General features: G+C 63.3%; 19 protein-coding genes. 14 read left to right on the top strand and 5 right to left on the bottom strand.

All coding sequences use genetic code 11. The features are described from left to right. Positions 1-10: 10 nt before the first annotated feature. The gene (locus tag DDF78_RS05925) at positions 11-2,290 is read right to left on the bottom strand and encodes a HelD family protein (RefSeq protein ID WP_152580689.1); all 2,280 of its coding nucleotides are present in this window, start codon (positions 2,288-2,290) and stop codon (positions 11-13) included. A 334-nt stretch (positions 2,291-2,624) separates the two neighbouring features. On the opposite strand from DDF78_RS05925, the gene mraZ reads away from it, so the two are divergent. From mraZ to DDF78_RS05985, 12 genes are all read left to right on the top strand, one after another. Then, on the top strand, positions 2,625-3,146 hold the full coding sequence (gene mraZ / locus DDF78_RS05930; RefSeq protein ID WP_162000725.1) for a division/cell wall cluster transcriptional repressor MraZ: 522 nt from the start codon (positions 2,625-2,627) through the stop codon (positions 3,144-3,146). Next, positions 3,146-4,219 carry a 16S rRNA (cytosine(1402)-N(4))-methyltransferase RsmH gene (gene rsmH / locus DDF78_RS05935; protein ID WP_152580687.1) on the top strand — a complete coding sequence of 358 codons (1,074 nt, stop codon included), beginning with the start codon at positions 3,146-3,148 and terminating at the stop codon, positions 4,217-4,219. The genes mraZ and rsmH overlap by 1 nt, the downstream gene beginning before the upstream one ends. Next, positions 4,219-4,695 (top strand): cell division protein FtsL, encoded by a 477-nt coding sequence (gene ftsL, locus DDF78_RS05940; protein WP_152580686.1) that lies wholly within the window; start codon positions 4,219-4,221, stop codon positions 4,693-4,695. The genes rsmH and ftsL overlap by 1 nt, the downstream gene beginning before the upstream one ends. Beyond that, positions 4,692-6,479: a peptidoglycan D,D-transpeptidase FtsI family protein gene (locus DDF78_RS05945; protein ID WP_152580685.1), complete on the top strand. Its 1,788-nt coding sequence runs from the start codon at positions 4,692-4,694 to the stop codon at positions 6,477-6,479. The genes ftsL and DDF78_RS05945 overlap by 4 nt, the downstream gene beginning before the upstream one ends. 34 nt (positions 6,480-6,513) lie before the next feature. Next, positions 6,514-7,395 carry a UDP-N-acetylmuramyl peptide synthase gene (locus tag DDF78_RS05950; protein WP_152580684.1) on the top strand — a complete coding sequence of 294 codons (882 nt, stop codon included), beginning with the start codon at positions 6,514-6,516 and terminating at the stop codon, positions 7,393-7,395. 34 nt (positions 7,396-7,429) lie between these two features. Continuing rightward, positions 7,430-9,016 (top strand): UDP-N-acetylmuramoyl-tripeptide--D-alanyl-D-alanine ligase, encoded by a 1,587-nt coding sequence (locus tag DDF78_RS05955; RefSeq protein ID WP_152580683.1) that lies wholly within the window; start codon positions 7,430-7,432, stop codon positions 9,014-9,016. 70 nt (positions 9,017-9,086) lie between these two features. Beyond that, the gene (gene mraY / locus DDF78_RS05960; RefSeq protein ID WP_152580682.1) at positions 9,087-10,190 is read left to right on the top strand and encodes a phospho-N-acetylmuramoyl-pentapeptide-transferase; all 1,104 of its coding nucleotides are present in this window, start codon (positions 9,087-9,089) and stop codon (positions 10,188-10,190) included. A 103-nt stretch (positions 10,191-10,293) separates the two neighbouring features. Continuing rightward, positions 10,294-11,778, top strand: a complete 1,485-nt coding sequence (gene murD, locus DDF78_RS05965) for a UDP-N-acetylmuramoyl-L-alanine--D-glutamate ligase (RefSeq protein WP_202613225.1) — start codon at positions 10,294-10,296, stop codon at positions 11,776-11,778. Positions 11,779-11,956: 178 nt separating this feature from the next. Next, the gene (gene ftsW, locus DDF78_RS05970; RefSeq protein WP_152580832.1) at positions 11,957-13,150 is read left to right on the top strand and encodes a putative lipid II flippase FtsW; all 1,194 of its coding nucleotides are present in this window, start codon (positions 11,957-11,959) and stop codon (positions 13,148-13,150) included. A 31-nt stretch (positions 13,151-13,181) separates the two neighbouring features. After that, positions 13,182-14,363, top strand: coding sequence for a UDP-N-acetylglucosamine--N-acetylmuramyl-(pentapeptide) pyrophosphoryl-undecaprenol N-acetylglucosamine transferase (locus tag DDF78_RS05975; RefSeq protein ID WP_152580680.1), 1,182 nt, complete (start codon positions 13,182-13,184; stop codon positions 14,361-14,363). Positions 14,364-14,553: 190 nt separating this feature from the next. After that, positions 14,554-16,110 (top strand): UDP-N-acetylmuramate--L-alanine ligase, encoded by a 1,557-nt coding sequence (murC, locus tag DDF78_RS05980; RefSeq protein WP_202613226.1) that lies wholly within the window; start codon positions 14,554-14,556, stop codon positions 16,108-16,110. Further along, positions 16,110-17,225 carry a cell division protein FtsQ/DivIB gene (locus tag DDF78_RS05985; protein WP_152580679.1) on the top strand — a complete coding sequence of 372 codons (1,116 nt, stop codon included), beginning with the start codon at positions 16,110-16,112 and terminating at the stop codon, positions 17,223-17,225. The genes murC and DDF78_RS05985 overlap by 1 nt, the downstream gene beginning before the upstream one ends. Positions 17,226-17,272: 47 nt before the next feature. Here the strand turns inward: DDF78_RS05985 and DDF78_RS05990 are convergent, their stop codons facing one another. The 3 genes from DDF78_RS05990 to DDF78_RS06000 all read right to left on the bottom strand — a co-directional run bounded on the left by DDF78_RS05990 (position 17,273) and on the right by DDF78_RS06000 (position 18,963). After that, positions 17,273-17,545, bottom strand: a complete 273-nt coding sequence (locus DDF78_RS05990; protein WP_152580678.1) for a type II toxin-antitoxin system RelB/DinJ family antitoxin — start codon at positions 17,543-17,545, stop codon at positions 17,273-17,275. Positions 17,546-17,568: 23 nt separating this feature from the next. Then, positions 17,569-18,216 carry a LysE family translocator gene (locus DDF78_RS05995; RefSeq protein ID WP_152580677.1) on the bottom strand — a complete coding sequence of 216 codons (648 nt, stop codon included), beginning with the start codon at positions 18,214-18,216 and terminating at the stop codon, positions 17,569-17,571. 357 nt (positions 18,217-18,573) lie between these two features. Beyond that, on the bottom strand, positions 18,574-18,963 hold the full coding sequence (locus DDF78_RS06000; RefSeq protein ID WP_152580676.1) for a hypothetical protein: 390 nt from the start codon (positions 18,961-18,963) through the stop codon (positions 18,574-18,576). Positions 18,964-19,297: 334 nt separating this feature from the next. Here DDF78_RS06000 and mutM point away from each other — a divergent pair, with 334 nt between their 5' ends. Next, a complete protein-coding gene (gene mutM, locus DDF78_RS06005; RefSeq protein ID WP_152580675.1) occupies positions 19,298-20,359 on the top strand; it encodes a bifunctional DNA-formamidopyrimidine glycosylase/DNA-(apurinic or apyrimidinic site) lyase in 1,062 nt (353 codons plus the stop codon). A 26-nt stretch (positions 20,360-20,385) separates the two neighbouring features. Here the strand turns inward: mutM and DDF78_RS06010 are convergent, their stop codons facing one another. Next, positions 20,386-21,672 carry an MFS transporter gene (locus DDF78_RS06010; RefSeq protein ID WP_152580674.1) on the bottom strand — a complete coding sequence of 429 codons (1,287 nt, stop codon included), beginning with the start codon at positions 21,670-21,672 and terminating at the stop codon, positions 20,386-20,388. Positions 21,673-21,742: 70 nt separating this feature from the next. On the opposite strand from DDF78_RS06010, the gene DDF78_RS06015 reads away from it, so the two are divergent. Continuing rightward, positions 21,743-22,663, top strand: coding sequence for a LysR family transcriptional regulator (locus tag DDF78_RS06015; RefSeq protein WP_152580673.1), 921 nt, complete (start codon positions 21,743-21,745; stop codon positions 22,661-22,663). Positions 22,664-22,898 lie beyond the last annotated feature (235 nt).

Here is a 22,898-nt window from a genome sequence, read left to right on the forward strand (position 1 = left end):
ACGCCCCATCTTAGAGCGGGAGCTGGTCAGCGTCATCATGCGTCCGCACGATGACCAGCCGCTGCGTCGGGCGTGTCATCGCGACGTAGAGATCAGAGGCCGCCACGATGCGTGCGGGAGCCTCCTCCTCGATCTGCGCGGGCTGGACGACGACCACCGCATCGTACTCGAGCCCTTTCACCGTTTCCGTGTCGCATACGCTCACCTGCTCATCCCACGATTGCTGCGCCTGAAGCCGCGCGAACTCATCGAGTTCGAGTCCTTCGCACAGCCGTTCGCGTATCGACTCGCGCAGCGCGGGGATGCGGCCTTGCGGGGCGATGACGGCGACACGGCCGGTTCCGTCTGCGGACACGAATTGCGAGACGAGATCGAAGACGTGGTGCGCCACCGCCGTGGACAGCAGCTCGGCATCGTCGATTTCGATGCGGGCAAGCGAATCGGGCAGCGTGCGCACCGCATTGATCGTCGAGATGTACAGTCCTTCCCTGGCGGCGAATTCGCTGGCGGTGTTCGAGACCTCCTGGGGGTTGCGGTAGTTGATGGTCAGCTCGTCCAAGTCCCACCGGCCGGCGCCGAAAAGCGGATCCATGGTGTCGCGCCAGCGGCGCGTGCCGCCCATCGCAGCGGTCTGCGCCACGTCTCCCACGATGGTGAAGGAGCGTGAGGGGCAGCGGCGTATCAGCATGCGCCAATCCATAGCGGTGAGTTCCTGCGCCTCATCGACGACGATATGCCCATAGGTCCATTCCCGGTCGCTTCCGGCGCGCTGCGCGACGGCCTCGCCATCCATGCCGTTCATCTCATCGAGCAGCATGCGTGACGAAACGATGCCGCCGCCCACGCCGGACTGGGCGAGGGCATCCTTGGCGAACTGCTCCTCCTGCCCGCGACGGGCAGCCGCAGCCGCCTGACGGGCCATGGCCTTCGGGTCGGGGCCAAGCAGCTCCATCGCCTCATCGAGCAGGGGGATGTCGGAGCGAGTCAGCACAGAGCCTTTCGGGCGCATCAGCGCGTCGATATCCTCGTCGCTCAGCCACGGCGCGAAGCGGCGAAGCTGGGCTGGCTTACTGAAGAGCTGGTCGATCAGCCATGGCCCGGTCATCGGCAGCCAAGCGATGTTCAGGGCATGACGCACGTCATCGTTCATCCGCAGCTGCAGCATCACATCAGAGAGCTCCGGCTGCTCGGGGGTGTAATCGAGCTGCTCGACGTAGCGGTTGCGCATGGCTATGAGCGCATTGTGCACGAAGGTCTCGCGCGCCTTGTTATGCGGCTGGCGCGTGCGACGCGCATCAGTCTGCGCCTGCTCGATGTCGCCGCGCAGCATCCGCACATTGATGCCATTGATGCGCGCAGTGGGCAGCTTCGCCGGCACGCGCTCGCGGAAGGCCACGGCATTCTCGATGACCGTGCGCATGCGCCGGTCGCCCTTGAGCGTCGCGCCGCGTGGAGTGTCCAGCGCCTCGCCGCGCACGCCGGGGATGAGATCGGCTATCGTGCGGCTGACCACGCCGGTTTCGCCCAGCGAGGGCAGCACCTGATCAATGTAGTGCAGAAACGCCATGCTTGGCCCCACGACCAGCACTCCGGAGTTCCCGAGCCTGCGCCGGTGCGTGTACAGCAAGTAGGCGGCGCGATGCAGCGCGACGGCGGTCTTGCCGGTTCCCGGCCCGCCCTGGACCACGACCGGGCGCTCGAGCGGCGCCCTGATGATGCGGTCCTGCTCGGCCTGAATCGTGGCGACGATATCGGTCATCTTGCCGGTGCGCCGCGAGCTGAGCGAGGCCAGCAGCGCACCCTCGCCGGTGAGCGTACCAGCGGAGGAGGCGCGGTCCACTTGCTCGGCATGCACATCGAGCACTTCGTCCTCGATGCCTACCACGTCGCGGAAGTTGAGCGTGATATGCCGACGCATCACGATGTCGCCATGATTCGAGGGCGTGGCCTCATAGAAGGGCCGTGCCGCTTCGGCGCGCCAGTCCGTCAGAATCGGCTCATGGCGCTCGCTGGACAGCCCGATGCGCCCGATGTAGCGCCGTTCGCCCTGCACATCGTCGAGGCGCCCGAAGACCAGCCGATCCTCGACGGCGCGCAGCTGCGTGAGCCGATCCTCGTACATCGTGGCGAAGGAATCGCGCTCGGTGCGCTGGGTGGGGGAGCCGTGCGACCCGGCGGCACGCACCGTATCAAGCCTGTCGCGAGCCTGGCTGCGCAGGGCGTCCAGACGATGATATGCGCGGCTTACCGCCTCTTGTTCCTCGTGCAGCTGTGAGGAGTAACTCGACATGCTTGGCATCCTTTTCCTTCAAAACTTAGGCAATCAAATGTAGCGCACGCTCCCTACGAATCTGCATGTTCGCGAGGAATCGCGCAGCGGATGCTGCCGGGACGCGGCGAAGCAGGACGGAGCGGGGGGCGGCGCGCGAAACGAGGTGCCGGGGTCGTTTCGATGCAACGCGGAAATCGGGTTGTGGGAATTATGAGGTTATATGGCGATTGTTTTGTCATGTTGTGGAGGAAAGTGGGGGAAAGTGGGGTAGAGTGGTGAATCAACTGAGTGAATCAGCCGAAATTGTCGCACCCGCAATAGCGAAGGAGGTGGAGGAATGCCTGAAGACCCAATGCTGCAGGGCCAGACCCTTCCCTCCGCCGACTCGGCCGGTTCCGCTGCGCAGAGCGGCGAGATTGGCGGTATGCCGATGCTGCCTTTGTTGCTGGGCACCTACACGCCGAAGATCGACGTCAAAGGGCGCATGGCGCTGCCGGCGAAGCTGCGCGCTCAGCTCGGACCGGGCATGGTCATGGCGCGCGGTCAGGAACGATGCGTGTATCTGCTGCCGCAGAGCGAATTCCGTCGCATCGCGATGCGCATCCAGCGCACCTCGATGGGCAACAAGGCCGCGCGAGACTATTTGCGCGTGTTCCTCTCCGGCGCGATCGACCAGGATCCGGATAAGCAGGGGCGCGTGCTGGTGCCGCCGATGCTGCGCGACTATGCGAAGCTCGGCTCCGACATCGTGGTGATCGGCGTGGGCACGCGCGCCGAGATATGGAACCGCGAGGCCTGGGAACGCTACCTGAGCGAGCAGGAGCAGGGATATTCCGACATCTCCGATGATGTGCTGCCGGCGGTGGATTTCTGATGACTGATTACTCGATGCTTCATAAGCCCGTGCTTCTTGAGGAGTGCGTGGAGCTGGTGACCCCGGCCATACGCAGAGCCGGCGGCATCGTCGTCGACTGCACGCTGGGCTTGGCGGGCCACGCGACCGCGTTCCTTGCCGCAGCTCCCGCGGCGCATCTCATCGGCATCGACCGCGATGCCGAGGCGCTGGCGATGGCCACGCAGCGCATACGCGATGCCGGCTTCGCCGACCGTTTCACGCCGGTGCACGCCGCCTTCGATGAGCTTTCCGACGTGCTGGACGGGCTGCATATTCGTCACGTGCACGCCGTGTTCATGGATCTGGGCCTGTCGAGCCTGCAGATCGATGAAAGCGAGCGCGGCTTCTCCTACGCGCATGACGCCCCGCTGGACATGCGCATGGACGCCTCGCAGGAGCTGACCGCCGAGCGCGTGCTGGCTGAGTACGGCGAACACGATCTTGAACGCATATTCCGCGCGTATGGCGAAGAACGGTTCTCGCGGCAGATATCCCGCGAGATCGTCCGGCGGCGCGAGCGCGAACCACTTGTGACCTCACGCCAGCTCAATGCGCTGGTGGATGAAGTTGTGCCGCAGGCGCACCGGCCTGCGGGCAATCCGGCGAAGCGCGTGTTCCAGGCGCTGCGCATCGAGGTGAACGGCGAGCTGGACAAGCTTGCGCGCACGCTGCCGCAGGCCGCGCTGCATCTGGCTCCCCACGGGCGCATCGTGGTCGAGTCCTACCACTCGCTGGAGGACCGGACGGTGAAAACCTTCATGAACCAAGGGCTGCATGCTGATGTGCCAGCGGGCCTGCCGGTCATCCCCGACGATGCTCAGCCCTTCTTCTGGGCGCTTACCCGAGGGGCGCGCAAAGCGAGCGCCGAGCAGATAGCCTCCAATCCGCGCTCCGCCTCCGTGCGGCTGCGCGGCGTGGAGCTCGTCCGCCCGATTCCTACGCGGTTCAGACGGCGCTTCGACGATATGGCAGACGGCATGGCAAACGATACGGCACAAGGCAATGCGCATGGGGCGCAGCAAGGCACGAGCGCGAACGGAAGGAATCGATGATGGCGACATCGGCACGAATGGTGCGATCGAACGCGGCGCCAGCAGGGCGTGAGAACGATTCGAGGGAGGCTCCAAGGCGCCCCGAACTCACCGTGATCAAAGGACGCCGCGCGACCGGCAGCGCAGTAAGTGAAGGCTTTGAGCGGCTGCTGACATGGACAAGGGCCCGCAGCATGCCGCTGCTGCAGGTCATCGTCGCCGTGGCATTCCTCGCCGTATGCCTGCTCGGCTCGCTCGCGCTGCGCACGCAGATGGCGCAGAACTCTTTCGAACAGACGCGGGTGCAGGACAATATCTCCACGCTGACCCAGGACGTGCAGGACGATCAGGCGAAGCTTGACGCGCTCCAGGCGTCGCTGCCCCAGAAGGCGCAGGATATGGGCATGGTGCCGCAGCAGGGCTCCATATCGATCGATCTGAGCGGATACCAACCCAGCCAGCAAGCCAACCAACCCAGTAAGGGGGCCGGGCAATGAGCAACAGGCGCACATCGACGAAGGGATTCGTCTCGCGCTCGACGACGATATGCCTCATCATGACGCTGGTGGCACTGCTGTGCATCGGCCAGCTGGCTTCCATCCAGCTGCTGCATGGCAGGTCCACGGCGCAGGCGGCGACCGCGAGCCGCACCCTGCCGGTCACGATAAGCGCGCAGCGCGGCAAGATTCTCGACACCAATGGCTCGGTGCTGGCACAGAGCGTGGAGCGCTATACGATCGTAGCCGATCCGCAGGCCGCGCAAAGCTTCAAGCCGACTGCCTGCACGCCTGATACCAAGGACTACTGCCAGCAGATCGATGGCAAGCCGATCGACACGACCGGAGCGGCTGCCGTGGCGCGGATCCTGGCGCCCACGCTTGGCATGGACCCTATGGAGCTGGGAGCCAAACTCAGCGTGCCCGGGCGCTACGCCGTGCTGAAGAAGGACGTCGACCCGGAAGTCAAGCGCGCCATTGACAAGCTCGGGCTTGGCGGCATCATCTACGGCGAGCTGAGCAATGAGCGGCTGTACTCCAACGGGACGATGATCGGCGCGCTGCTCGGCGGCGTGGACGTGCAAGGCAAGGGCGTCGCGGGCATTGAGCAGATGGAGAACGCGGCGCTAACCGGCAAGAACGGCTACAAGGTGTATCAGCAGGGCAACGGCGGCGAAGAGATTCCCGGCACGTTGGCCGAATCGAAGGATGCGGTCAACGGCAGCGATGTGGCGTTGACCGTTGATTCCGACGTGGACTGGTATGTCAAGAAGGTACTCGCCGAAGGCAAGCAGAAATACCAGGCCGACTGGGCACTCGCCGTCGTCCAGGATGTGCCCACCGGGCAGATCGTCGCGCTCGACGACACCGATCAGATCGAGGCCGGAGGCGACGATGCCAAGCTCAATGTCGCCAAAGTGGTCAACCAGACCTTCGAGCCCGGGTCCATCGGCAAGGTCGTCTCGATGGCGGGCATGCTGCAAAGCGGCGGCAGCCAGCTCACCGACAAGTTCACGGTTCCCGACCAGATCAACAAGAACGGACAGGTGTTCCACGACGCCGAAAACCACGCGGCTGATCATTGGACGCTGGCGGGCATCCTGCAGCAGTCCTCCAACGTCGGCATGGTGATGGCGTCGGGCAATTACAGCAGCGAGCAGCGCTACGACTTCATGACCAAATTCGGCTTCGGACAGAACAGCGGCATGGGGCTTCCCGGCGAATCCTCGGGCACGCTGGCAAGCCCGCAGCTGTGGGACGGGCGCACCAAGGACACGGTGCTGTTCGGGCAGGGCTATACGGTGAACGCGCTGCAGCTGACCAATGCCGTCGCCACCATTGCGAACAAGGGCGTGCGGCAGCAGCAGTCGATCATCAAATCGGTGACCGACGCGAACGGCCATGTCTCGACGCCGAGAGAACCGCAGCCCACGCGCGTGGTGGACGAGCAGGTGGCCTCCCAGATGAGCGATGCGATGGAGTCGGCGGCCGCGCAATATCAGGCTTTCTCCGGAGTGGATGGATATCGGATCGCGGCCAAGAGCGGCACCGCCGAGGTGGTGGGCGCCGACGGCAGGCTCTCCTCGATCGTCAGCGACTGGTCAGGCATCATCCCGGCCGACAACCCGCGCTTCGTCATCACGGTCGTGATGAAGAACCCGCATGGCAGCTTCGGCGGCCTGACCTCCGGCCCGGTGTTCAAGCAGATCGGTGAATTCCTTATGCAGAAGTACGAAGTGCCGACCTCGGCGCCACGCAAGAATGCTATTCCGGTGACGTGGTGAAGTCGCAGCAGAACATCCAGGAAAGGTGCGTCCTATGAGCGCAGTGAGCGAATCCGTGGGCAGACGGATGACTCTGGGCTACCTTGTGGACCATTACGGTTTCGATCTCGAACCTTCATTCGCCATGGACGTGACGATCACCTCCCTGGCCGATGATGTGGATTCGGTAGGCCCGGGAAGCCTGTACATCCCCTCGCACAGCGTCGATGCGGAGCATCTCGAACGGGTCAGGGCGCGTGGCGCCTATGCCGCGCTGGTGCCGCATGCGATGCGGGAGATGGCGAGTGATGCGCAGTTTCCGCTGCTGTTCGCCGAGCCTGACGCCAGGCAGATCGGCAAGCTCGCGAGCGACATCGCAGGCAAGCCCTCGGGAATGCTCGCCATGTTCGCCATCTGCGGCGAAGACGGCGACGAGGTGGAGGCCAATGTGGTGCGGCTGGCCGATTTCCTGCATATGCTCGGCAATCCGGTCGGCGTGATCAGCGCGTCCGGATCCAGCTCGCTCGAACGCAGACTCGACCTGCGCCACCCTGTCGGCATTCTCGACGTGCAGCACACGCTGGCGGTGTGCGGTGAGGACGGAGCGGCGGCGGCCGTCATCGCGCTTAACGAGCGCACGCTGCGCCCCGACGCCTTGCAGTCGGTCGGCATCGATGTGCTGGGCAGCGTGGATGACGTCAGGCAGCAGTCGATCTCGTCGCTTCGAGCGGCCCAGGGCTATGGCTTCATTGCGGACAAGCAGCTCACCATGACCATGCGCACGGAGGAATCCGATGTGCTCGCCAGCCAGAGCGCGCTGGGTCAGGGGGATGAGTCGGAGCGGCGGTTGTCGCTTGCGATTGCCATGACGCTGGCCGCAGGCGTGCGCCGGGGCAACATCAAAAGCGCCCTGCGTGTCTCGCGAGAATTGCGCTAGACATGCAGACGAACGGTTTTTCGAGAGGACGATCATGATACCAATGTCTGTAGCTGAGGTCGCGCACGCCGTGTCCGGCCGGATTGCAGCTGCACCGGACGCTACGGCTGGCACGATTATTGCAGCTGGCACAATTATTACAGCTGCCACGGCTGGGCAAGATACAACGGTTGCCTCGCAGCCTAGCGACAGCATCGTTGCCGTCGTCACCGATTCGCGTCAGGCCACGCCAGGCTCGCTGTTCGTGGCCATCCCCGGCGAGCGCGTTGACGGGCATGATTTCCTTGATGCGGCCGCGCGCAACGGCGCCCTCGCCGCAATCGTCGATCACGAAGTGCCCGGCGCGCCGCTTGCCCAGATCATCGTAGCCGACTGCGTCACGGCGCTGGGCGAACTGGCCCGATACAACCTCGAACGGCGGCGCGCGCTGCCCGGCGATTTCTCCATCGTGGCGATCACCGGCTCGGTGGGCAAAACCACGACCAAGGATCTGCTGCATGCCCTGCTGGGCCCGCTGGCACCTACTATCGCCCCGATCGGCTCGTTCAACAACAATATCGGACTGCCGATCACCGCGCTCCAAGTGGGTGCGGACACGCGCTTTCTGATAGCGGAGATGGGTGCCAACCACGTCGGCGAAATCGCCAGGCTGACAACCATCGCTCCGCCGGACATTTCGGTGGTGCTCAAGGTCGGCACGGCCCATCTGGGCGAGTTCGGCTCGGTCGAGCGCATCGCCCAGGCGAAAAGCGAAATCGTGCGCGGTCTGCTGCCCGGCGGCGTCACCGTGCTCAATGCCGATGATTCGCGTGTGTCGGCCATGTCCCGGCTCGCCCCGGCTGATGTGCTGTGGTTCGGGCTCGGCGAAGAGCCGCACAATGTGCATCCCGGCATGCTCAGCGCCGTGGATATTGACGTCGACGAGCTCGACCACCCGCAGTTCACGCTGGTTCGCGTCGGCGGCGATGCCGAGCAGCCGCAATCGCAACAGCGGGCAGCAGTGCAGCTGGGGCTTGCCGGCAGCCATAACGTGATGAACGCCTTGGCCGCAGCCAGCGTCGCATCGTATTTCGGCATGTCGCTTGCGGACATCGCGCGCGGGCTGCAGGACGTCAGTCACATCAGCCCGCATCGCATGGCGCTGTCGCAGGTTGATGATGACGATGCTGCATTCACGCTGATCGACGATTCCTTCAACGCCAATCCCGACTCGATGAAGGCCGGCATCGAGGGCCTGCGCTCATGGAAGCGCGATGAGCTGGGAATCTATCGCGTCGCGGTGCTTGGCGCAATGCTGGAACTGGGCGACAATGAAACGGCGCTGCACGAATCGATCGGTGCCTATGCTGCAACGCACGGCGTCGATGCGGTCGTGGCAGTGGGCGGCGAGGCGCACCTCGACGCGCTGGCGGCAGCACTTGCGCGCGGCGCTTCGCAGCCAGCCTCGCAGCCGGCTGGTGTGCACATTTCGGTAGACTTGGTGCATGACGCCGAACACGCCAGATCCGTGGTCAAGGACCTGGCTCGTGCCCATCCCGGCATGGTCGTGCTGCTCAAAGGCTCTCACGTCTCTGGGCTGAGCGCCCTGGCGGAGCAGTGGGCCCCGCGCGCCGACGCCTGACAGAACTCAAGAAGCCTGACAGGACCCAAAAGAGAAGTAGGAACGCAGAAGAAGAAGTGGGGTTGCAACATTGATTTCGCTCATCCTGGGAATCGTGGTGTCGCTGATCGTCGTGATCGTCGGCACGCCGCTCCTGATACGCCTGGTGCACCGGCTGCACTATGGGCAGTACATCCGCCAGGACGGCCCGCAGTCCCATCTCGTCAAGCGCGGAACCCCCACTATGGGCGGCGTGGCGATTATCGCCGCCATCGTGCTGGGCTGGGGCAGCTCGGCGCTCTACCGCTACCTCAATAGCGGGCAGACGCCTTCGGGCTCGGCCCTGATTGTCATCTACGCCATGATCTCGATGGGTGCGCTGGGCTTCATCGATGATTTCGCCAAGGTGCGCAAAAAGCAGAACCTTGGGTTGTCCGTGGGCGCGAAATTCGTCGGGCAGTTCATCCTCGCCACGATCTACGCCGTGCTGGCGCTGGTCGTGCCTACCAAATCGGGCTTCCCCAGTGCGCAGGCGGGCATGAGCTTCATTGAGCGGCCGTTCTTCAGCTTCGCCTTCGCCGGGAATTTCCTCGCCATCGTGTTGTTCGTCATCTGGGCGAACTTCCTCATGACCGCATGGACCAACGCGGTCAATCTCACCGACGGCTTGGACGGCCTGGCTTCAGGATCTTCGATGATCGCCTTTGCCGGCTACTCGTTCATCGCCTTCTGGGAGAGCTACCATCTCAAAGGCGCCGGGCATGAGGGCTACGCCTACGCGGTCTCCGACCCGCTGGACCTGTCGATCATCGCGGCCTGCGCTGCGGTGGCCTGCTTCGGATTCCTGTGGTTCAATTCCAACCCGGCCACGATCTTCATGGGCGACACCGGCTCCCTGGCACTCGGCGGACTGTTCGCGGCGATGTCCATCGCCACGCACACCGAGTTCCTCGCGGTGATCATCGGCGGTCTGTTCGTCATCGAGACCTGCTCCGACATCATCCAGGTCGGCTGCTTCAAGCTCACCCACAGGCGCGTGTTCAAGATGGCGCCGATTCACCATCACTTCGAAATGCTCGGATGGAGTGAGACGAAGGTCGTCGTGCGCTTCTGGATGATCGAATTCATGTTCGTGCTCGTCGCGCTGATGTCGTTCTACGCGGACTGGGCCGGGCGCTCCGGCTTGCTGCTGTAGAGGCTGTACATCATTACAGGGTCGCAGACGCTGCTGTACATGCGCCGATTGTAAGGTGTTGGCTAGGCCAAGAGCAATCGTATGGAGAGGATGAATGATACGTATGGAAGATCTCAGCGAGAAAACCGTTCTGATAGCAGGCCTGGGCGTGTCCGGGCGCAGTGCCTTGGAGGTGTTGCAAGGCCGGGCCGGGCGCATCGTGACGGTGGATGAGCGCAAGCCGGAGGCCGAGCTGCATTCCTTCGACGATGTGGACTGGACGCAGGTCGATATCGTGGTCACCTCGCCCGGCTTCAACCCGCGCACGCCGTTCATTCTGGAAGCCCAGCGGCACGGCGTGGCCATCTACAGCGAAGTGGAGCTGTCCTGGCGGCTGCGGGCCGCGAACCAATGCTCCGGCGTGGAAGCGCCGTGGATCGGCATTACCGGCACCAACGGCAAGACGACCACCACGCAGATGGTTTCGGCGATGCTCGAAGCGTGCGGGCAGGAAGCCCCGGCAGTGGGCAACATCGGCAAGGCACTTTCGCATGCCGCCGTTGACCCGGGCAACGACATCCTGTGCGTCGAGCTGAGCTCCTTCCAGCTGCATTTCACCGAGTCCTTGGCGCTGGACTGCGCCGTCATCACGAATATCGCCGACGATCATCTCGACTGGCACGGCGGCATCGAGAACTATGCGGCCGACAAGGCGAAGGTGTTCCGAGGCGTCAAGCGCACGCTGGTCTTCAACGCGGACGACGAGCGGGTTTCCAAGCTCGCCGATGAGGCCGTCACTGCTCCCGGCTGTCGTAAGGTGGGCTTCACCCTGCATGAGCCGGCAGCGGGCCAGCTGGGCATCCGCAAGGGCTGGATTGTCGATAGGAGCGGGCTGAGCAGTGTTGGTGGGAACGGCGCTGATGCGGCCAGCGCCAGCGAGACCAACGCTGATGAGACAAACTCTGACGAGATCAAGATCGCGCCGGTTGCGCAGTTCACTCATCTGTGTGAGCCGGATGGCTCCCCGTACCCGCATCTGCTTGCCGACGCGCTCGCCGCGCTGGCGCTGGCGCTCGGCATCGACGCCGACTTGGCGACTGCCGTGGAGGCGCTGCAGGCCTTCTCGCCGGGGGGGCATCGAATCGAGACGGTCGCTGTGGCGAAATCCCCGGCCGGCACGATTCGCTTCGTCGACGATTCGAAGGCGACCAACGCCCATGCCGCCGAAGCTTCGCTCGCCGCATTCGCCCCGGGAAGCGTCGTATGGATCGCAGGCGGTCTGGCCAAGGGCTCGCGCTTCGAAGGGCTGATACGCGACCGGCGCGAGAAGATCAAGGCGGCGGTCGTCATCGGCGTCGATCAGCAGCCCATGCTCGACGCGCTGCGCTCGCAGGCGCCGGATATCCCGGTGAGCGTGATTGACCCGCAGGACAAGGCCACGGTTATGGACCGGGCGGTGGACGCGGCCGGTGCCTTCGCGCAGCCGGGCGACGTGGTGCTTATGGCTCCGGCCTGCGCCTCGATGGACCAGTTCGTATCGTATGCCGATCGTGGCGAGCGTTTTGCGGCTCAGGCGCGTCGTTGGGCGGGGGCTCATGGCGAACAGTAAACGCCCCGCCCAACGAACCGCATCCTCGCGCAAGTCCAATCAGGCCGGCAGCAAGGCGAATGCGCACGGCAACGCCGCAGCGCAGCGGAACAGCGCGGCGTCGCGGCGGCCTGAGAACGGCAAACGCCCGGCTGCTGGCCCACGCGCTGGCCGTGGTTCAGGCCATGACGGCTACGACATGCATGGCGGCCATGATTCCAACCACGACGATCGTGGCAGCCGCGGCATTCGCGCGCTGAGCAACCCGCTGTGGTGCTATCACGGCTTCCGCATCGCCGTCGTCGCCCTGACCTGCTTCGGCGTGATCATGGTCTTCTCAAGCTCCTCGGTCACGATGATCTCGCTTGGCGTTTCCCCGTGGAAACAGGCGATATCGCAGGGCATCTACTGCGTGATGGGCTTTGTGCTCGGCATCATCGCCGCGCATGTACCGCTTAAGACGTATCGCCGATTCAGTTTCCCGCTTATCTGCTGCGCGATTGTCCTGCAGCTGGTCACCCTGACGCCGCTGGGCGTATCGGTCAATGGCAACGCAGGGTGGATTGGGATTCCCGGCGTGTTCACCATGCAGCCGGCCGAAGTGGTGAAGCTGTCGCTGTGCGTCTGGATGCCTGCCGCCGTGGAGCGCTCGACGAGCCGGTACGAGGCGGACGGCATCAAGGCCTACGCGAAGCCTGCCGGCGTGTTCGCGCTGTGCCTGCTCTCCGTCATGGCCGGTCAGGATCTCGGCACGGCCATGATTCTCGTGTTCATCGGAGCGGTCGCGATGCTTATCGGCGGGTTCCCGCTGCGTTGGTTCTTCGGCATCGTCGTGCTCCTCGTGGTGTTCATCGTCGCCTTCGTCGTCACCAGCCCCAACCGCATGAAGCGTATCCTGGCGGCCTACAAGCCGTGCACGAGCGACGATGTGGCAGGCGTGTGCTACCAGGCCATCCACGCGAAATACGCGATGGGCTCCGGCGGGCTGCTCGGCGTGGGCATCGGCAATTCGCGCGAGAAATGGAACTACCTGCCTGAGGCCCACAACGACTTCATCTTCGCGATCATCGGCGAGGAGACCGGATTCATCGGCGCGGTCATGGTGATTGTGCTGTTCGCCATCCTGGGATGGTGCCTGGTCTGCGTGGCGCTGCAGATGAAGAACCGCTACGTTGCGATGGTGCTCGTATGCATCGCGATGTGGCTGGTGGGGCAGGCGCTCGTCAACATCATGGTGGTGATCGGCTTCCTACCGGTGATGGGCGTCCCTTTGCCCTTCGTCTCAGCCGGCGGCTCGTCGCTTATCATGTGCCTCATCGCCGCAGGAGTAGGCGTGAGCATGATGCGCGTCCATCCCCAGATCAACGCGGGCACCTCCACGCTGAACTCGTGACCAGACTCGTGAATGACTAGACTCGGAAACTATGAATAGCGCACAACGACATATCGTTCTGGCTGGCGGCGGCACCGCAGGCCATGTCAACCCTTTGCTGGCCGTGGCCGACGCCATCAGGGCCATCGACCCGCAGGCCGCAATCAGCGTGGTCGGCACCGCCGTCGGCTTGGAGCACGATCTCGTGCCGCAGGCCGGCTACGAGCTTGACACCATCGAAAAAGTGCCGTTCCCGCGCCGACCGAACCGCACCGCTGTGCAATTCCCCGGCCGCTGGCGCAATGAACGTCGCCGGGTGCGTGAGATTCTCGAACATCGCCAGGCTCAAGTGGTCGCTGGATTTGGCGGCTACGCTTCGGCACCGGTCTATGCTGCGGCACATCGCATGAACATCCCGATTGCTATCCACGAGCAGAACGCCCGGGCTGGCATGGCCAACAAGCTCGGCGCGCGCTGGGCCGATTTCATCGGCACGGCGTATGACGGCACCGGTCTTAAGGCGCGGCGCGGCGCGGCACTGCAGCGCGTCGGACTGCCGCTGCGCCCTGCCATCGCAGAGCTATGCCAGCGCATTGAAGCCGACCCGCAAGCCGCCCGAATCGAGGCGGCGCAGCAGCTCGGCGTCGACCCAAGCCGTCCGCTGATCGTCGTGACTGGTGGTTCGCTGGGCGCGGCCAGCCTCAACCGTGCCGTGGCTGCCTCAGCCGATGTGCTGCTCGCCCATGCGCAGATCATCCACCTGACGGGCAGAGACAAAATGGATTCGACGCGCCAGCTGGCCGTCTCCTGCGTGGGCGAAGGCCCGATTAATGACCTCGACCCGGCTCATGCCGGGCAGGGCGACTATCATATGGCCGCATACCTGGAACGCATCGATCTGGCCTTCGCCTGCGCCGATTTGGTGCTGTGCCGTTCCGGTGCCGGTTCCGTTTCCGAGCTTGCCGCCATCGGATTGCCTGCGGTGTATGTGCCCCTGCCAATCGGCAACGGCGAGCAGCGCTTCAACGCGCAGCCGGTGGTCGAGGCTGGCGGTGGCCTTATGGTCGCCGACAACGAATTCACCCCCGAATGGGTGGCTTCGCAGCTGCCATCGCTGCTGGCCGACGCGAAGCGTCTGCATGATATGGGTCGGGCGGCTTGGTCGTATGGCATCCGGGACGCCGCCGAAGTCATGGCGCGCCGGGTGCTCAAACTGGTTGACCGGCAGCGGTGAGCGTGTGACGCGAGCGTGCGATGGACGCGAGATGAACGTGCAGTGAACATGCGGTGAACGCGAGGTGATGCGCGATATTATGCAGCATTCAGCCGCTGGCACCTTGGCCCTTGGCATATGGGGACTGCTGCGGGCATAATGGGGTAGGTTTTTCAACAGGCAAGGCGAGGAGCATATGATGCCGGAAAGCATGACGAACGGCGGGGCCATCGATTTGGATCCGACCACTCCAGCCTTCGGGCCTGACGATGGTGCGCAGCAGCTGGGCTGCACGCATTTCATCGGCATCGGCGGGGCGGGCATGAGCGTGCTCGCTGAGATGCTGCACGAGCGCGGAGTGGAAGTAGGCGGTTCGGATCGCGAGGCCAATGCGAAAACGCAGCGGCTCGAGGCGCTGGGCATACCGGTGACCATCGGGCAGGCTACGGCTAATGTCGAAGGCGCGCGCACTGTGGTGTATTCCAGCGCGATTCGCGGCGATAATCCTGAAATCGTCGCGGCGCGCGAACAAAACTCACGTATCGTGCATCGCAGTGATATTCTCGCGCTGCTTATGCATGGCGCGCGTGCGGTGACGGTGGCCGGAGCGCACGGCAAGACTACGACCAGCTCGCTGCTGGCGCATATTCTCGTCACTGCCGGGTCTGGCGCGCTGGCTGACCCGAGCTATGCGATTGGCGGCTCGATTCAGCGGCCCGATGGCACTTCTTCGGACGGCGGCCACGCAGGATCCGGCGATGTGCTGGTGGCGGAGGCCGACGAATCCGACGGCAGCTTCCTCAAGTACCATCCTGACATTGCAATCATCACGCATGCCGAAGCCGACCATCTCGATCATTACCACGACGAGGAGCATTATCAGGCCGCGTTCGTCGAGTATGCGGGCCATGCGCGTGATCGTGTGATCATCAGCATCGACGACGACGGCGCACTAGGCATTTTGCAGGCGCTGGACCCGTCAGTGGCTGCGCGCGCCGTCGCTTATGGCACGCGCGAGCTGGCTGCAGCGGAACTCAACGGGGCCGCCTTCGCTCGCATTGAAGAGGAGCGCGAAGAGGCCGGCAGCGGCGAGGAGCGCTTCGTGCTGCATATTCCAGGCGGTACTTTCGAAGGCGTTGAGGGCGACGTGCGCGTGCCGGTGGCGCTGCGCATTCCCGGTGCGCATAACGCCCGCAATGCGGCAGCGGCCATCTTGGCTGCGGTGCAGTTGGGGCTAGAGCCGCATGCGGCTGCGGCTGCGGTGCATGACTTCGCCGGAGCAGCACGACGCTTCCAGCTTCGCGGCTGCGAAAAAGGCGTCAGCGTCATTGACGATTATGCGCATCACCCCACCGAGATCAGGGCGCTGCTTGAGGCGGCGCGTCGGCGCTACCCGCAGGCCGGCATCCATGTGCTCTTCCAGCCGCACCTGTTCTCGCGCACCAAATACTTTGCACACGAGTTCGCCGAGGCGCTCAGCTTGGCCGACGACGTGATTGTGAGCGGCGTCTACCCGGCCCGCGAACGGCAGGAGGATTTCCCCGGCATCGGGGCGTCCACTATCGTCAGCGCGGCGGCCGAGCTGCCGCACGAGCCTCCGACCGGGTGGATTCGCGCGGTCGAGGACATGCATATGGCGGCGCAGATGATTGTGATGCGCGCGCATCATGACGATGTGATTTTCACCGTCGGCGCTGGCGACATCACCGATATGGACCCGGTGCTGCTGCACGCGCTGCAGGCGCATCGCGAGGCGTGTGAGGCCTAATGAGCAGGCGGGTCACCAGTTCCTCGCATGGGCGCGACGGCGATACGCCTGGGCGCATCAGCGATGCCGCGGCGCAGGGGCAGGGGAGAGGTCGTGTCGTATCCGGCTCGGCTGCAGGGCGTGGTGCCTCTGGGGACCGTGATTCCGCCCAATCTGGAAGGTCGACCCATGCCGGTCGTGGGCATAGGCGCGAAACGGCGAAAGGTCATGCCGCAGCCCGCAGTGTCGTTTCTGAGGCTGGCGCAAGCATAGGCGTCAGCGAGCCTGACGGCTTCGTGGATGCGCGGGCATTGCCCAGCGAGGATCTGGTGGCCAAGACCTTGGAGGAGACGACCGGCACGCTCGGCATCGCTTCGCGACCCAAAGTCGTCGATTTCAGCGCGCGGCTTCGGGAGCGGCGGCGCGCCAGCATGCGCACCATCGCCGTGCGCGTGATTGCCATCGTCGGTAGCATTGTCGTAGTCTGCGGCCTGGTGTGGCTGCTTCTGTTTTCCAGCGTCTTCCGCTTGGATGCCGCGCAGATTACGGTGTCCGGCGGCAACGAGTGGGTTAGCGAGCAGCGCATCCGCGACATCGCCGACCGTCAGATCGGCAAATCGCTGTTTCTGGTCTCGGCGAACGAAGTGACCTCGCAGCTCAAGGACATCCCCGGCGTCACCGATGCCACGGCGGGCAAGCGCTTCCCCAGGGGCATGGCGGTTGTGGTGAAGGCGCAGAAGCCTGCGGCCATGCTCAAAACCAGCACAGGCATGACTGCGGTCGATGGCCAAGGCCGTGTGCTCAACTCGGTCAACGGCGCTTCCGCCGATGGCATCCCGGTTATCGAAGTCAGCGACGTCGACAAGGGACTGAGCAGCCGCGCGGTGCGGGAGTCGCTGAAAATCCTCAGTTCCCTGCCCGAGAACATGCGCAAAAGCATCACCAAGGTCAGCGCCCAGACCCAGGACTCGATCACTACGGAATTGAACGGCGGCGACCGCGTCATCATCTGGGGCGACGCCTCGCAATTGGACCTGAAGAAAGCCGTCGTAGACAAGATCATCAACGACCCCACCAAAATTGGCGACAAGCACCAGGTCGACGTCTCCGCCCCCCTGCGCCCGATCATCAAGTAAGCAGGGGAGGCTGCGCTGGGGTGGTCTTCGACTGGAGCATGGGATTCTCAGATTCCTATCGATGCGAAAAGCGCGTCAGGTGTTGAATGTCCGGGCTCGCCGTCGGATAGTGCCTTCCGCCCGTCGTTGATTGCCTGGATTGTCTCGGCGTTCGGGGTTTCGGCAAGATGGAGGTCGAGAGGGATGCCCTGTTCCCGAATGATCTGCTTATAGAACATTCGTGTCGCTGCAGAAAGGTCAGTGCCCAGTTTCTCTGCGACGGCTGAGGCGTCTCGTTTCGTTGCTTCATCCAAACGGACGGTTACTGATGTCATGCTCATGATTGCTCCTCGCATCGACGCAATCAACGCTTTGCCAGCACCCAGCCGCCGAGGCCTACGAGCACGCTTCCGGTAACCAGTCCGAGCATTTGGTTGAATTCTGGTTTGCAAAGGAGCTGCTCGATGCGTCCGAGAATGGCCAGAACTATCACATACCATGCTGCGGCCAAGAGGCAGAAACATCCGGCCAACACGACGTGCTGAATGAGCGGGCTTAAGGGATTCAGGTTGAATTGCGGGAAAAGGGATAGGTAGAATATCGCGACTTTGGGATTGAGCAGGTTCGAAAGCAGTCCTTCGCGAAAACCGTGATGCGTTGCCGTGACTTTTCGGACTTCCTGGCGTCCTTGGGACGGGTCGTTTTCGGCAGCCGCACTATGCCGCTGCATCCATACGGAACGAATCGACTGCACTCCCAGCCACACCAGATACAGGCCGCCCGCGACGCGCACGACGTGGTAGAGCGTCGTGGAAGCCATCAGAAGGACCGTCAGACCGAGAGCCGCCGCCGTACCTAATATGACGTTCCCCGTCATAATGCCAGCGACCGTATGGCGTGCCACTCGTTGCCCTCCGCGGGCAGCGTTCCTCAGCAGCAGTGCCATATCCGGCCCCGGCACGATGATGATGAGCAGGGATGCCAAAATAAAGGCGATGAGTTGCTGAAGCATTGCGGCCCCCTCTGTGCGCGTGTATTTCTGGGGGATGATGAGCCCCCGGGATGGCGAATATCCCCTGTGCTAGGGCCAGACTACACAGGGCTTGCGAACGCAAGGCATTCGAGAAGCGGCTACTGGAACGAATGCGCCGCACCCCCCCACAGTCAGCGGCCGATTCGTTCCAGTAGTCTCATGTAACTGGCAGGAATACGCCGCTGACCGCAGCTCAGCGTCTCTTTCGTGTCATTAGCCTTATGCTCACGTGCAACCTGCACAGTGGTCATGCAAAAAGTGCTTCGAGAGTGAATCTCGAAGCACTTTTTATATGGATTGAGGGGTTCCCAGATCAATCCCAATGCCTACTGGCGCTCAGCCATCCTCTTCGTCCTCGAAGTCTTCCAAGGCTGGGCGTCCGTGCCTGCGATGATGCCGCAGCAATCTGCCTGCCAGCTCCTTGTCATGCTCCTTGAGAGCTGCCTTCACGCCGGATTTGACGATGGCGCGGTAGAAGAGGAACACCACGAACAGCAGCACCGAAGCAACCCCGAAGGCAACCAGCGTGTCGCCAGTGGTCTTTTTCTCCTGCTCGGACAACGGGAACGGGTTCTTGGTTTGCGCCGTCTGCGCGGCATCGCGCAGCATGGATTTGAGATTGTCCGTCTGGGCGCTGAACTGGTTGCCGAGTTGGTCTCTGAGTTGACTGCCGAGCTGATCGCTGATGACGCCGATGTCCAGATCGTTGAGCTTTTGCAATGTCATGACTGCCTCCTTGTATGTCGTATATGTCCGATGCCGGCACCGCGGCCGCCGCTGACGCACTAATGCCGAATCCTGTATATATCATCCTATAATGCGATTGCCGTTGCTCGTGATATGCGAAGCGAGCATGCGGCGGTTTGGCTCAGGTATCGCGAGTTTCCGGTGTTTTGCGCCTCGGCAGAACGTGTGCGGCCTATGCTCGCAGCGTAGGGCGCACACGTGAGACAGCATAGGGTCAGTTTGCTTACGAGTAATTGCGCAGTCTTACAGTCTCATAGTCCCATATGGAATTCGGCTCATCGTGATGGTGCCAAAAGGCTATAGGCTAGGGATTATGCCAGAGCTACCAGAGGTCGAAACCGTGCGTCGCGGTCTGGCGTCCCACATCTCGGGCGCGACCTGCACAGGCGTTGACGTGATCGACGAACGCATCCTGAGGCGACATGGGGCTCCTGCAGCGCCGCACCTTTCGGGCAATGCATTTGCGCGCAGTCTTGAAGGACGCCGGATTGTCGCCGTGGAACGACGGGGCAAATTCCTGTGGATGCCGCTTGACGGGTTCGGTGATGGCGTGCGGCCTGCGAGACCGCTGCAGTCGCAGCCTCCATCCGAAGCGCTGACGGCGCATCTAGGCATGAGTGGCCAACTGCTGCTGCGCGAACCTGAGGCAGCGCTGCAAATTCCGGTGTTTTCTGTACCTGCTGCGCCCCCTGCTTCTTCTGCATCATCTTCTGTATCGCATGGCAAGCAGCAAGCGCTCACAGCATCCCATGATGATAAGCGCTCGCGCGTGGCGCTGGCCCTTACCGGTCCTCATGTACGCGCTCGGTTGCAGCTTGTACGGGATGATGGGCGGCCTGTCGAGCTGTCGTTCGTTGACCAGCGCATCTTCGGGCGGCTCGCAGTCGAGTCGCTCGCGGACGATGGCCGTGGCCGGTCGGTGCCCAGCAGTGTCGCCGACATCGCGCCGGATCCGTTGGAAGCCGTGTTCGACGAGGAAGCAGTCATCGCCCGTATGCGAGCATCGCGGGCGAGCGTCAAATCGTTGCTGCTCGACCAGCGACTGATCTCCGGAGTGGGAAACATCTATGCCGATGAGGCCCTGTGGCGCTCGCGCATATACTGGGCGCGAGCCGGACGCGGCATTGCGGCGCGCACGCTGCATCGGCTGCTGGCATCCGTGCGCGAGGTGTTCGCCGAGTCGCTCGCCCAAGGCGGCACCTCGTTCGACTCGCTGTACGTCAATGTCAATGGCGAATCCGGCTACTTCTCGCGCAGCCTCAACGTATACGGCCGCGCAGGCAAACCATGTCCGCGATGTGGCACTCCAATCCGGCGCGAACGCTTCGGGTCGCGGTCGTCGTACTATTGCCCGCGCTGCCAGCGGCGGCGCTGAGCGTCGGTGGGTGGCAGCCGTGTTCTCTATAACGATTCTTCGCGTTGGCGGCGATGAAAATGTGAAGCAACGATCGTGAGTGCAAAGGTGAGCAGTAGCGCTGCAATTGCTGTGACGAGGAAAACTATCGTGTAGCGGTTCGCTGCGATGGCAGGTGCGGCGAGGCTGGTGAGGACGCCGGCGCCGAGGAACACCGAGCAGGCGAAGAAGGCGACGGTGGTGGAGCGAGCTGCCGGAGCAACCTCGGTCGCCCACGATTGCAGGCCGGAATGAAGCAGGGCGTTGGACAGCCCGACCAGAACTGATGCGATGATCACGGTGGGGATTGACAGGCGCAGACCGGCGATGAAGTAGGCGGCTGCCAGGATGAGCGCTCCTGCGATCATGATGGGCAGGCGTGGCAGCTGGAGCATGAGTGCTTTGTTGAGCTGGGACCCGGCGATCACGGCGATACCATAGCCTGCGGTAAGGCTGCCGGCGAGCTGCGGGGCGACGCCAAGCGTCTCGATGGCGGGTGCCAGATAGGTCAACGTGCCCAGCAGCAGCCCGCCCTCGACGAATCCGAGGGCGTAGAGGGCGAGGGGCCGAGGCGCGAGGGCGATGCGGAAGGAGGCAAGGAAGGGGAGAGGCTGGGTGTTTTCAGTTGTGGCACGATGCGAGTCGGCAGACTTCTGACGGTAGAGCACAAGGAAGAAGCCTGTCGCTGCTAGGCAGGTGAATGCGACGACGACGCGCCAGTTGGTGGCTGTGGCGATTGCGCCGGCAACCAGGGTGGCGACGGTCGTTCCCAGCGCGGATGAGGCCTGCAGGTCGGAGATCGCCTGCCCGCGTTGGGCTGTGGACGTGGTGTCGGCGATGAGCGTGAGGAGCAGTGGGTACAGGCTTCCGACGCACAGCCTCATCGCGGTTCGCGCCGCGACCATCATGGGCAGAGTCGGGGCAAGGATGGTCGCCAGACCGGTCAGCGTGGTTCCGGACAAGGCGACGAGCAGCGCGCGTCGGCGGCCCTGGCGCTCGCCCAGTATTCCCCAGATTGGCTGGCCTAAGCCGTAGGCGATTCCGTAGGCGGCGATCATGGTCGCGATCGCGGAGAGGGATGTGCCTTCCTGAACGCTCATGAGGACCAGCATGGGGGAGGCCGCGAATCGGTCGAAGAAGGACAGAAAAGCGATGCCGTAGAGCAGCCCGCGGCGGGCGGGCTTTGTATCGTCGTGCGGCTGCTGGCCGGAATGCGATTGCTGGGCATGTGAGTGTTGCTCAGGGTGTGAAGATTGCAAAGACTTCGATTTTCGAGGTATGGGTTTCAGTGTCATAGTGCCATCGTTGCCGCTCGGATTCTATGTGTCAAAGACCTAGAAGTATCCTCTGTTATGCTTTTGAGATATGGATATTCGTGTACTTGGATATTTTCTTGCGGTAGGCGAGGAACGATCGTTCAGCGCGGCTGCCGTGCGATGCCGGGTGGCCCAGCCCTCATTGAGCAGGCAGATTGCCGGATTGGAACGCGAACTGGGCGAACGCCTGTTTGTCCGCAGCCGGGATGGTGCCGCGTTAACGGAGGCGGGGGAGACGCTCGTCCCCTATGCGCGCGCGGCGCTTTCCGCGATTGAGCATGCCCATGACGCATTCGCCGAACGAACCGGATTGCTGACGGGAACCTTGCGCATCGGCGTCGTCAATGGCACCGCCAATACTCGAATTCCGGCCTGCGCGGCGGCGTTGCATCGCGCCCATCCCGGGGTGCGCATCACGATGGTCGACGGAACCAGCCGTACGCTGATCGAGTCCGTGCATGCTCGGGAGCTTGATCTGGCAGTCGCCGTAAGCGAAGTGGCGCCATTGCCAGGAGAGCTCGACAGCATCACCGTGATGATGGATGAGGTGGTGGCAGTGGCTGTTTCGGGCGGTTTCCCCCATGCGTCCGGGGTATCATGGCCGGACCTCGCGGGGCGCCCCATCATCAGCTACACGCACGAATCAGCATTGGCCGAACTCATCGATGCCGCACGCGCAGACCATCAGATCGACCTGATGTGCGTGACCAACGACCCGCTCCTGCACGTGGCGATGGCCCGGCAGGGCGCGGGAATCGCACTGACTGCGGCCTCCATGCTCCCTGCTACTGCTCCCGCCGCTTCCGATAAAGACGACCGACCTGACGGGTGCAGGGACCCTGACGAACTTGATGTCAGACACTTCAATCCGCCCCTAACCCTGCGCAAACGCCTGATATGGAGACGAGATGCCGACTCCAGCCCAGCGGTACGTGCCTTCCTCAATCAGGTGTCCAAGTCTGACGCCTGAGACACGGGCATAGAAACATCCAACTGCTCACATACTTGGCAGAATTCGGCCGCTTACCGCGAGTCAGCGGCATATTTCTGCTAGTAAGCCTTGTGGACGGGGGAAGCCGGGTTATAGGAACAAACGTGTTGGTTGTGTTTGGGGTTTGGCTTTGCGTCTGTAGGCGTGTCGGGGTGCTGTTTTTTCGCGGGGAGAATAGGGGGCCTGCCGGGTACTGCTGAGTTGGGTGAGAACT

The organism is Bifidobacterium tibiigranuli, from assembly GCF_009371885.1.
GTDB classification, from domain to species: domain Bacteria; phylum Actinomycetota; class Actinomycetes; order Actinomycetales; family Bifidobacteriaceae; genus Bifidobacterium; species Bifidobacterium tibiigranuli.